This is a genomic window from bacterium (genome assembly GCA_016873475.1).
Taxonomy (GTDB): Bacteria; Krumholzibacteriota; Krumholzibacteriia; order JACNKJ01; family JACNKJ01; genus VGXI01.
Map to the genome: position 1 here is coordinate 1 of VGXI01000104.1, position 11247 is coordinate 11247.

6 protein-coding genes, 4 tRNA genes and 3 pseudogenes are annotated in these 11247 nt (G+C 69.3%); 12 read left to right on the top strand and 1 reads right to left on the bottom strand.

The features are described 5' to 3' along the window. Positions 1-179: 179 nt before the first annotated feature. From FJ251_09490 to FJ251_09520, 7 genes and pseudogenes are all read left to right on the top strand, one after another. A complete protein-coding gene (locus FJ251_09490; GenBank protein MBM4117956.1) occupies positions 180-761 on the top strand; it encodes an SPOR domain-containing protein in 582 nt (193 codons plus the stop codon). Between the two features lie 11 nt (positions 762-772). Further along, positions 773-1793: pseudogene (galT, locus tag FJ251_09495) on the top strand (galactose-1-phosphate uridylyltransferase). Then, positions 1700-3094, top strand: a pseudogene (locus FJ251_09500) (glycogen synthase). The pseudogenes galT and FJ251_09500 overlap by 94 nt, the downstream one beginning before the upstream one ends. A 7-nt stretch (positions 3095-3101) precedes the next feature. Further along, entirely contained in the window at positions 3102-3413 is a 312-nt protein-coding gene (locus tag FJ251_09505) for a hypothetical protein (protein MBM4117957.1), read from the top strand. 38 nt (positions 3414-3451) lie between these two features. Next, positions 3452-3527: transfer RNA gene (locus tag FJ251_09510), tRNA-Gly, on the top strand. A gap of 45 nt (positions 3528-3572) precedes the next feature. Continuing rightward, a tRNA-Cys gene (locus tag FJ251_09515) sits at positions 3573-3647 on the top strand. A gap of 8 nt (positions 3648-3655) precedes the next feature. Beyond that, positions 3656-3737: transfer RNA gene (locus tag FJ251_09520), tRNA-Leu, on the top strand. A gap of 795 nt (positions 3738-4532) precedes the next feature. On the opposite strand, the gene FJ251_09525 is transcribed toward FJ251_09520, so the two are convergent. Further along, positions 4533-5072: a hypothetical protein gene (locus FJ251_09525; GenBank protein MBM4117958.1), complete on the bottom strand. Its 540-nt coding sequence runs from the start codon at positions 5070-5072 to the stop codon at positions 4533-4535. Between the two features lie 333 nt (positions 5073-5405). On the opposite strand from FJ251_09525, the pseudogene dnaK reads away from it, so the two are divergent. The 5 genes and pseudogenes from dnaK to infC all read left to right on the top strand — a co-directional run. Further along, a pseudogene (dnaK, locus tag FJ251_09530) lies at positions 5406-7317 on the top strand (molecular chaperone DnaK). Between the two features lie 220 nt (positions 7318-7537). After that, positions 7538-8725 carry an ATP-dependent Clp protease ATP-binding subunit gene (locus tag FJ251_09535; protein MBM4117959.1) on the top strand — a complete coding sequence of 396 codons (1188 nt, stop codon included), beginning with the start codon at positions 7538-7540 and terminating at the stop codon, positions 8723-8725. Between the two features lie 48 nt (positions 8726-8773). Further along, positions 8774-8850: transfer RNA gene (locus tag FJ251_09540), tRNA-Val, on the top strand. Next, complete coding sequence (gene thrS / locus FJ251_09545; GenBank protein MBM4117960.1) at positions 8815-10995, top strand: threonine--tRNA ligase; 2181 nt, start codon at positions 8815-8817, stop codon at positions 10993-10995. Before FJ251_09540 ends, thrS begins: the two co-directional genes overlap by 36 nt. 4 nt (positions 10996-10999) lie before the next feature. Continuing rightward, the coding region (infC, locus tag FJ251_09550) for a translation initiation factor IF-3 (protein ID MBM4117961.1) at positions 11000-11247 on the top strand (248 nt) is incomplete at its 3' end.

Below are 11247 nucleotides of genomic sequence, written 5' to 3' on the forward strand. Positions count from 1 at the left end.
GCGCGAGCTACGCCGACGCGCGGGCGCGCTTCGCGCCCGCCGCGATCCTCGCGCAGACGCTCTCCCTCTACGAGGAACTGCGTGCCCGCCGCTGAGCGGGGAATCCTGTTGCCAGGCTCCAGGCTCACTGCTATCCTCCCGCCGCTCATCGCCACCGGCGGCGGGTAAGGAAGGTTCCAATGCGCAAGCACGCCCTGGTCCTGCTGGCCGCGGCGCTCCTCGCGGCGGCCTGCAGCCCGAAGCCGTCCCTGCAGAACGATCCCTGGCTGGAACTGCCGCCGGCGGCGGAGACCCCCGTGGCCGCCAGCGACACGCTGGTCTACGATCTCCTGGCCGAGGAGCCGCCGCCCCCGCCGGAGGAGAACGCCGTCATCGCCGAGCCCGACCTGCCGGTTCTCGACGACTTGCCCATTGCGAGCGCGGCGCCGCCGCCCGCCGACGCGACGCCGGCGCACCCGGAAGCCGCAGCGACGAGCGCCGAACCGGCAGCGGCGGCGACGCCGCCGCCCGTCGAAACGCTGAGTCCCGAGCCGAGTGCGCCGCTCTTCTACGTGCAGATCTTCGCGAGCACGAGCCGACAGAGCGCGGAGGAGCACGCGCTGGAGGCCGACGCTCGCCTCGAGCAGCCAGTGCGCATTCTCTGGCTGGATGCGTTCTACAAGGTGCTCGTGGGGGGCTACACCAATCGCAACGAGGCGGTGGCGTTGCGCCGCGCGCTGGCGGAGCAGGGCTACAAGGATGCCTGGATCTTCGAACGCTGAGCGGCGGCCGCATGCCTGAACTGCGCAGGGACCCGGTCGTCGGCCGCTGGGTGATCATCGCCAGCGAGCGCGGCAAGCGGCCGATGGACTTCCCCCATCGCGCGGCGGGACCGCGCGGCGGCTTCTGTCCCTTCTGCCCGGGCAATGAGGACAAGACGCCGCCGGAGATCTTCGCCGTGCGTCCCGCTGGCCCACCCAATGCGCCGGGCTGGCAAGTGCGGGTCGTGCCCAACAAGTTCCCCGCGCTGGTCATCGAGGGCGAGCTGAAGCGCCGCGGCGTCGGCCTCTACGACGTCGTCGACGGCATCGGCGCCCACGAGGTGATCATCGACTCGCCGGAACACGCGCGCAGCTTCGCCGACCTGAGCGTCGCGCACATCGCCCAGGTCCTCGAAGCCTACCGCGTGCGCCAGCTCGACCTGGCGGGCGATCAGCGCTTTCGCTACATCCTCGTCTTCAAGAACCACGGCGAGGACGCCGGCGCCAGCCTCGAGCACTCGCACACCCAGCTCATTGCAACGCCGATCATCCCCAAGCGCGTGGTCGAGGAGCTGGAGGGCACGCGCCGCCACTTCGAGCTCAAGGAGCGCTGCATCTTCTGCGACATCATCGACCAGGAGCGCTTCGACGGTCGGCGCATCATCATGGAGAGCGAGCACTTCCTGACGATCTCGCCCTTTGCCGCGCGCTTTCCCTTCGAGACCTGGATCCTGCCCAAGCGCCACGAGCCGCACTTCCACCGGCTGAGCGAGGCGGCGCGCCTGGCCCTGGCACCTGGCCGGTGTGCTGAGCTCGCTGCTGCGCAAGCTCAACCTCGCGCTGGACCAGCCGCCCTATAACTACGTGCTGCACACCGCGCCGATCAACACGGGCGGCGAGTGGCACTTCCACTGGCACCTCGAGCTGATGCCGAAGCTCACCAAGGTCGCCGGCTTCGAGTGGGGGAGCGGCTTCTACATCAATCCGACGCCCCCCGAGGATGCCGCCGAGTATCTGCGCCGTCTGGAACTGGCGCCGGCGCGGACGGACTAGGTCGGCCGGTGGAGGCGCGACTGCGCATCGCCTTCCTGGCGGCCGAGGCTCTGCCCTACGCGAAGGCGGGCGGGCTCGGCGACGTCGCGGGTGCCCTGCCGCGCGCGCTCGCGGCCAGGGGCCAGGAGCTGCGCCTGATCCTGCCCTTTCACCGGGCGGTGCGCGCCGCGGCGCCCACGCTCGCCGCCGCGGGAGCGGGAAGGATCCCCTTTCAGCCCGCTGGCGCTCCGGCCGCCTACCGGGCCTGGCTGATCGACAGCGCGCCGGGCCTGCGCGTGATCGCAATCGACATCCCGGCCTACTTCGAGCGCGAGGGCATCTACACCGATCCGCGCACCGGCAAGGGTCACGCGGACGATGGCGAGCGCTTCCTCGCCTTCACGCTGGCGGCGCTGGACTGGCTGGCCGGCCAGGGCGAGCCGGTCGACCTGCTCCACGCGAACGATTTCCACACCGGCCTCGCGCCGCTGCTCGCGCGGCGGCACTGGGGCGGCAACAGCGTCCTGGGCGGAGCGGCGACCGTCTTCAGCATCCACAATCTCGCCTATCAGGGGCTCTTCCCACTGCCCCTGCTGGGGCGCGCCGGTCTGGCGCCGCACGAGGCGGCCAGCGGCAGTCCCTGGGAGTTCTGGGGTCGCCTGAACTGCCTGAAGGCGGGGATCCTCGGCGCCGACCTGGCGTCGACGGTGAGCCCGCGCTACGCCGAGGAGATCGGCAGCGGACCCGAGTACGGCCACGGGCTGGAGGGCGTGCTCGCCGGCCGGCGGCCGCCGGTGGTCGGCATCCTCAACGGGATCGACGCCGAGGCCTGGTCGCCGGAGCGCGACCCGCATCTGCCGGTTCGCTACGGCCCCGAGTCTGCCGCGGAGGGCAAGGCCGCGAACAAGTCCGCCCTGCAAGCCGAGCTCGGCCTCGAGCCGAGCCCCGACCTGGCCCTCTTCGGGATCGTCTCCCGCCTCGTGCACCAGAAGGGCTTCGATCTCCTCGCCCCCGTCGCCGATGCGCTGCTCGCCCTGCCCATCCAGCTGGCCGTTCTCGGCACCGGCAGCCCCGAGATCGTGGCCGTACTTGAAGCGATGGCAAGGCGCTGCCCGGAACGCCTCCGGCTGGTTCCGCGCTTCGACGAAGGCCTTGCCCACCGCATCGAGGCCGGGGCCGACTTCTTCCTCATGCCCAGCCGCTATGAGCCCTGCGGCCTGAATCAGCTCTACAGCCTGCGCTACGGCACCTTGCCCGTGGTCCGCGAGACCGGCGGGCTGGCCGACACCGTGATCGATCTCGACGCCGAGCCGGAGCAGGGGCGGGGCTGTGATCGATCTCGACGCCGAGCCGGAGCAGGGGCGGGGCTTCGTCTTCCGGGAAGCGTCGCCGGCCGCTCTCCTGGACGCGGTGACCCGGGCCTCGGCGTTCTTCGCGCGGCCCGCGGCGCTGGCCACGGCGCGCCGGCGCGTCATGGCCCTGGACTTCAGCTGGGAGCGGAGCGCCGGCGACTACCTGCTGCTCTACGCGGCGGCCCGGTCGGCGCGGCGCGGCGCCGAGGCCGAGGTGGCGCAGCGACTCGCGGCGATCGAGGTCAACCAGGCCCGGGATTCCCGGCCGCGTCCCGGCCAGGACCCTTGACAGTGCAAGGGCGTTGGCCTATTCATAGGGCGTCCTGGGCGGGAATAGCTCAGTTGGTAGAGCACAACCTTGCCAAGGTTGGGGTCGCGAGTTCGAGTCTCGTTTCCCGCTCCGCACGCGCCAGCACATAGCCTCCGGGAGGAGGAGTCTCGGATTCGCGGCGGCATAGCCAAGGGGCTAAGGCGACGGTCTGCAAAACCGTTATCCCCGGTTCGAATCCGGGTGCCGCCTCCGCATTTCCCGCCGGAGTGGCGAAATCGGTAGACGCAGGGGACTTAAAATCCCCCGGTGTAAGCCGTCCGGGTTCGAATCCCGGCTCCGGCATTCCGTCCGCGCCGCTCAGTCCACCGCGCGGAATCTCAGCCACAACGACCAGTTCGAGCCGGGTCTCGCTGCCCAGGCCACGCAGCAACTCGGCGCGCAGGCCGGTGAGTTCCGCCTCCGTCGGGGGGCGCCGCACGGCGAGCAGGAGGCCGATCTCTCCGGCGCGCTGCTGCCGCACCTGAAAGGCCTCCAGCCAATCGGCCCGGTAGAAGGGCTCGAAGTGGTTGAAGAAGGCGCCGTGCACGCGGCGGCCAGCGCCTGTGATGACGACGTCACGCACACGCCCCTCGACGGCAGCCAGCCGCTGCAGGCCGCGCCCGCAGGGGCAGGGCGCCGCCGCCAAGCTGCCGGCATCGCCGGGGGCGTAGCGCAGGAAGGGCATTGCGTAGTTCAGGAGATTGCTGCTGAGGATCTCGCCGGCGGCGCCGGCCGGGAGGGCGCGGTCCTCGCTGTCGACGATCTCGACGAAGGCGCCCTCCATGTTCAGATGGTAGCCGGCGTGCTCGAGGCACTCGAAGGCGAGGAGGCCGCCGTCGTTGTTGCCGTAGATGTCGTGCACGCAGCCGCCGGTGGCGGCCTCGATCTCGGCGCGCCAGGCGGCCGGGAGCAGCTCGCTCGTCGTGAAGAAGTGGCGGACGGCGATTCGGCGCCCACGCTGCGCGAGGTGGCGGGCGAAGAGACGCAGGCTGCTCGGATAGGCATAGAGCAGGGGCAGGCGAGCGCCCGCGAGCAGATCGGCGTAGCGGTCGAGGATCTCCTCGCTGAGGTGGTAGCTCGGCAGGTGCAGGGCGCCGTTCAGCCAGAGGTAGACGCGCTGGCGCAGGTCCACGCGCTCGGGCGCACGAGCGCGCCGCCGGCGAGGGCGGCCCAGCGGTCGCCGGGGACGAAACCGCTGAGTGCCCAGGCCCGCCAGATGAAGGCCCAGTGGTGGCCGTGGCTCCGCCGATCGATCCAGAAGCGGAGCGGCACTCCCGTCGACCCGCTCGTGGCCTTCGTCCGCGGCTGGAAGCGTCGCCAGTCGTCGGCGAGCATCGCCGCGCCCTCGCGGCGGATGATCTCCTTCGTCAGTCGCGGCAGGAGGGCCAGATCCGCGGGCTCCCGGAAGTCCTCGGGCTCCAGGCCGCGATCGCGGAACAGGCGCCGGTAGTAGGGGACCTGGCGGGCGGCGTGGGCGATGAGGGCGCGCAGCGCCTCCCACTGCAGCTCCTGCAGGGCATCCGGCGAGTCCCACTGGGAGGCCATGACGCCCGGGTAGAGGCGCAGGGCCTCGGTGCGGCGAAAGCGGTCGACGAGCCGGACACCCAGGCGGCCGGGCGTCCACGGCGGAGCTGTCACGGAGCCCTCCCCCTGTGGCGGCCGCAGCGTAGCCGCGGCAGCGGGGGCTGGCAAGCCCGCTCTGACAGGCTGGCTGCGCGAGCCAGAAGGCAGGGTGGCCATGATGGCAGACTATCGGACACGGTGTCCTTGCCCGCCGCCGGCCTCCGCCGGCTGGGCGGCGGTGTGCGGACACATCTCCTTGACGATTCATCAGATACGCGGCCGGTCCGGTCCCCGGGCAGCTGGCACGCATCTTCCCATAGCGGCCGCAGCTGGAGACCCCAAGGGTAAGGAGAAGCCATGGGCAAGATCATCGGCATCGACCTCGGAACCACCAATTTTCGAGAAGCCATGGGCAAGATCATCGGCATCGACCTCGGAACCACCAATTCCTGCGTCTCGGTCATCGAGGGCGGCGCGCCCAAGGTGATCCCCAACAGCGAGGGGCACCGCACCACGCCGAGCGTCGTCGCCATCACGGAGGACGGGGAGCGCTTGGTCGGGCAGCTCGCGAAGCGGCAGGCGGTCACCAACCCAACGAACACGGTCTACTCGGTCAAGCGCTTCATGGGCCGCAAGTACGGCGAGGTCGGGCAGGAGATCAAGGAGGTGCCCTACCAGGTTCGCAAGGGACCGAACGGCGACGCCCGCATCATGATGGGGGGCAAGGAGTACTCGCCACCGGAGATCAGCGCCCTGATCCTGCGCGAACTCAAGCGCACCGCCGAGGAGTACCTCGGCGAGCCGGTGACCGAGGCCGTCATCACCGTGCCGGCCTACTTCAACGACAGCCAGCGGCAGGCGACGAAGGACGCCGGCAAGATCGCCGGCCTCGATGTGAAGCGCATCATCAACGAGCCGACGGCAGCCAGCCTGGCCTACGGCGAGGACAAGAAGCAGCAGGACCAGACGATCGCTGTCTACGACCTCGGCGGCGGCACCTTCGACATCTCGATCCTCGAGCTGGGCGACGGCGTCTTCGAGGTGAAATCGACCAACGGCGACACCCACCTGGGCGGCGACGACTTCGATCAGGTGCTCATCGAGTGGCTGGCCCGCGAGTTCAAGGGCAAGGAAGGGATCGACCTCATGCAGGACCCGATGGCCGTCCAGCGCCTCAAGGAGGCCGCGGAGCAGGCCAAGAAGGACCTGTCCGGGCGCACCCAGGCGGAGATCAATCTGCCCTTCATCACGGCCGACCGCACGGGTCCGAAGCACCTGAACGTGAACCTGACGCGCGCCAAGTTCGATGAACTGACGGCTTCCCTCGTGCAGCGCACGGTCGAGCCTTGCCAGCGGGCCCTCAGCGACGCCGGCCTGACGGCGGCGGACATCGACGAAGTCATCCTCGTCGGCGGATCGACCCGCATTCCTGCGGTGCGCGAACTGGTGAAGCAGATCTTCGGGCGCGAGCCGAACCACAGCGTCAATCCGGACGAGGTGGTCTCGCTCGGCGCGGCGATCCAGGGCGGCATCCTCGCCGGCGACGTGCGCGACGTGGTCCTGCTGGACGTGACCCCGCTCAGTCTCGGCATCGAGACCCTCGGCAGCGTGATGACCCGCCTCATCGAGCGCAACACGACGATCCCCACGCGCAAGGCGCAGATCTTCTCGACGGCGGCGGACAACCAGAACATGGTCGAGATCCACGTGCTCCAGGGGGAGCGGGAGATGGCGGCCGACAACAAGTCGATCGGCCGCTTCCAGCTGGCCGGCATTCCGCCGGCGCCGCGCGGCATTCCGCAGATCGAGGTCACCTTCGACATCGACGCCAACGGCATTCTCTCGGTCAGCGCGAAGGACAAGGCGACGGGCAAGGAGCAGTCGATCAAGATCCAGGCCTCCAGCGGGCTCGACGAGCGGGAGATCCAGCAGATGGTCAAGGACGGCGAGGCGCACGCCGGGGAGGATCGGCGGCGGCGCGAGCTGGTCGACGCCCGCAACAACGCCGAGGCCTTGATCTACCAGACCGGCAAGCAGCTCGCGGAGCACAAGGACAAGCTCGACGAGACGACCCGGGGGCCAGGACATCGAGGGCGCGATGGCCGCCCTCCAGCAGACCCTGGGCGGCGAGGACAAGGAAGCGATCGAGCAGGGCGTCGAGCGGCTGAACCGCGCGCTGCACACCTTCTCCCAGAAGCTCTACGAGGAGGCCGCGGCGGGGCAACAGCGCACCGGCGCGGCGCCAACGGGGGCCCCGGGTCCGGACAAACCCAAGGAAGGCGGCCAGGCGGTCGACGCGGACTACGAGGTCGTCGACTGACCGTTCGCTTCCGACGCCGTCCCGCAGGCGGGCGCTGCCGAGTGGCGGCGCCCGCGCTGCTTCTGGCGGCGCTCGTTGGAAATTGCGGCCTTGCGTTGCAGCAGCGGGCGGGCTGCAGTGCCGCGCGCAGCGCGCGCGCGGGAGTGCGGGCAACTAATGCCGTTCCCCAGAACAGCGCGGCAGCCCGCGGCGGCGCAGGATCTGCGCCCGTGCCAAGCAGATGACCGGCGCCATGACCCGGGATTCCCCGTGCTTCCTGCCCCCTCTCGTCGGCAAGCCCTTGGCAGGCTGCTTGCTGTGGCCGGCCGGACAGGCAGCAGGAGGTCCCGACACCGTGAGCACGGCAACGAAGAGCACGCTCGATCCGAGCAAGAAGTCCCTGGCCGCCGAGCGATTCGAGCAGCAGTTGCGCGAGCGGATCGTCGGGCAGGATCGGGCCGTCGAGAGAATCGCGCGGCTCTATCAGGTCTTCCTCGCCGGCCTCTTCCCGCCGAACCGCCCGATCGGCAACTTCCTCTTCCTCGGCCCGACCGGCAGCGGCAAGACCCGCATCGTGGAAGCGGCCAGCGAGATCCTCTTCGGAACCGCCAACGCCGTCCTCAAGGTGGACTGCGCGGAGTACGCGCACAGTCACGAGATCAGCCGTCTGATCGGTTCACCCCCGGGCTACCTCGGCCACCGCGAGACGACGCCCTACTTCTCGCAGGCGAATCTCGAGCGCTATCGCACGCCGGAGATGGACTTCACCTTCCTGCTCTTCGACGAGATCGAGAAGGCGAGCGATACGCTCTGGAGCCTGCTGCTCGGGATCCTCGACAAGGGCCGCCTGACCCTCGGCGACAACACCGAGGTCGACATGACCCGCACGGTCATCTTCATGACGGGCAACATCGGCGCCGACCGCATCGACCGCCTGATCGAGGGTGGCATCGGCTTCGGCGATCGCGAAGCGGAGCTGAACGCGCCCGGCTTCGACCACCAGATCTACGCGACGGTGCTCGATGCCGCCCGCCGCAAGTTCTCCCCGGAGTTCATGAACCGCATCGACAGCGTCGTCGTCTTCCGCAACCTGACGCCGGAGCACATGCGCCGCATCCTGGACATCGAGCTGGGCCAGCTCCAGCGCCGGATCATGCAGGCGGCCGGCGAGGTCAAGTTCTCCTTCGAGCTCACCGACGCCGCCAAGGCCCTGCTCCTGGCCGAGGGCGTGGACCGCAAGTACGGCGCGCGCCACATCAAGCGCGCCATCGAGCGCTTCCTGGTCTACCCGCTGGCGAATCTGGTCGCCACGGGGCAACTCCGCTACGGCGACCATCTCCTCGTCGACTGCGGGGACGCAGGTCAGCTCCGCTTCCAGAAGGGCGCCCCACGTCTGCGGATCGTCAGCGAGGCGGCGCCCGTCGCCTGAGCGGCCCTTGACAGCCAGCGGGCTCTCGGTTATATCCTTCGTTGCTGCGGGGGCTTAGCTCAGCTGGCTAGAGCGCATGCTCGACACGCATGAGGTCGCTGGTTCGATCCCAGCAGCTCCCACCGACTCGCAAGGGCCAGACCCGGCGTCTGGCCCTTTCCGCATCCGGGACCTCTGTCGTAGTGAGGACCGACATGACGATCACGCTCACGCTCCCCAATGAGGCGACCCTGCAACTCGAGGCACCGGTGGCCGTTCCCCACGCCATCCGCGCCATCAGCGAGGGCCTCCTGCGGCGGGCCGTCGCCGTCAAGCTCGACGGCAGACTGCTCGACCTGCACGGCGAGATCGCGGCCAGTGGCCGCTTCGAGGTCCTCACCGACCAGGACCCCGAGAGCCTCAAGGTGCTGCGCCACAGCACCGCGCACCTGATGGCCTGGGCGGTGCAGGAGCTCTTCCCGGAAGCGAAGTTCGCCTTCGGCCCGGATGTCGAGAGCGGCTTCTACTACGACATCCTCGTCGGCCGTCCCTTCACGCCCGAAGATCTCGCGCGCATCGAGGAGCGGATGCGCGAGCTGGCGCGGCGCAAGCTGCCCTTCGCGAGGCGCGTCCTGCCGCGCGACGAGGCCGCGCGCTACTTCGCCGAGCACGGGCAGCCCTTCAAGGTCGAGCACGTGGGCGAGCTGCCGGCCGACACGCCGATCTCCTTCTACACGGTGGGGGACTTCGTCGATCTCTGCGGCGGCCCGCATGTTCCCGACACGGGTCTGCTCAAGGCCTTCAAGCTGATGAACGTCGCCGGCGCCTACTGGAAGGGCGACGAGAAACGCGAGCAGCTCCAGCGCATCTACGGAACGAGCTGGTTCAAGGCCAAGGACCTCGAGGACTACCTGCGCATGCTCGAGGAAGCCGCCAAGCGCGATCACCGCAAGCTCGGCCAGCAGCTCGGCCTCTTCGGCATCAAGGAGGAGGCCGGCGGCGGCCTCGCCTTCTGGTACCCGAAGGGCACCGTGCTGCGCGAGGTGATCGAGAACCACTGGAAGACGGAGCACAAGCAGCGCGGCTATCAGCTGGTGATGACGCCGCACATCTTTCGCGGCGAGCTCTGGCGCACCAGCGGCCACCTCGATTTCTACGCCGAGAACATGTACACCTTCACGCAGGACGAGCAGCTCTACGTCGTCAAGCCGATGAACTGCCCGGGCCACATCCTGATCTTCCAGAACGATCTCAAGAGCTACCGCGACCTGCCGCTCAAGATCGCCGAGCTGGGCACCGTCTACCGCTACGAGCGCAGCGGCACCCTGCACGGGCTCCTGCGCGTGCGTGGCTTCACGCAGGACGACGCCCACATCTTCTGCCGGCCGAACCAGCTCGTCGACGAGGTGACGGCGCTGATCGACTTTTCGCGGGAGCTGCAGCAGTCCTTCGGCTTCACGGAGTTCCGGGCCGAGCTGAGCGTCCGCGATCCGCTGAACACGGCGAAGTACATCGGCACCGACGAGGAGTGGGGGGCCGCGGAGCACGCGCTGCGCGAGGCGATCGGCCGCGTGAACCTGCCCGTCAAGCGCATGGAGGGCGAGGCCGTCTTCTACGGGCCGAAGATCGACATCAAGCTGCGGGACGCCCTCGGTCGGGACTGGCAGACGACGACGATCCAGTTCGACTTCAACCTGCCGCGCCGCTTCAACGTGCAGTACGTCGACGAGGACGGCGCCCACAAGCACCCCTACATCATCCACCGGGCGCTCTTCGGCTCGATCGAGCGCTTCATCGCGCTCCTCACCGAGCACTACGCGGGGGAATTCCCCCTTTGGCTGGCGCCTGTCCAGGTGGCGGTGCTGCCCGTCAGCGCTCCCTTCCGGGAATACGGCGCGCGGGTGCTGGAGACCCTGCGCGGCGCCGGCCTGCGCGCGGTGCTGGACGGCCGCGATGAGAAGGTGGGTTACAAGATCCGGGAGGCGGAGCTCCAGAAGATCCCCTACATGCTGGTGGTGGGTTCCCGCGAGCTGGAGGACGGCAGCGTCGCCGTGCGCGCAGCCGGCGGGCGGGCGACGAGGGCAGGGCCCGGGCCGGCGATTTCGTGCAACGAGCCCTTGACGAGATCGCGGCCAGGCGCTAGTTTGCGGGCTTACAACCGAATACGGCGAAAGCAGAGGCGACTCTCACCTGACGGCCACCCTGGCGTGCGTCGATCAGCGTTCCCAGGGACTCCGTCAGGGGGAGTGGGTGCCTTTGCATTCACTCCCTTTTCCATTTGCAGGAGGTAGGCTCATCCGCCGCGATTCCGACGAACGCCGCGGTAACCAACGGAGCCGCGTTAACCAACGGATCCGCATCCCCGAGATCCGTCTGATCGACGAGAACGGCGCCCAGGTGGGCATCATCGCCACCTCGGTCGCCATGGAGATGGCCCAGGAGCGGGGCCTGGACTTGGTAGAGGTCTCGCCGGCCTCTCGGCCGCCCGTCTGCCGGATCATGGACTTCGGCAAGTACAAGTACGAGCAGAGCAAGAAGGCCCC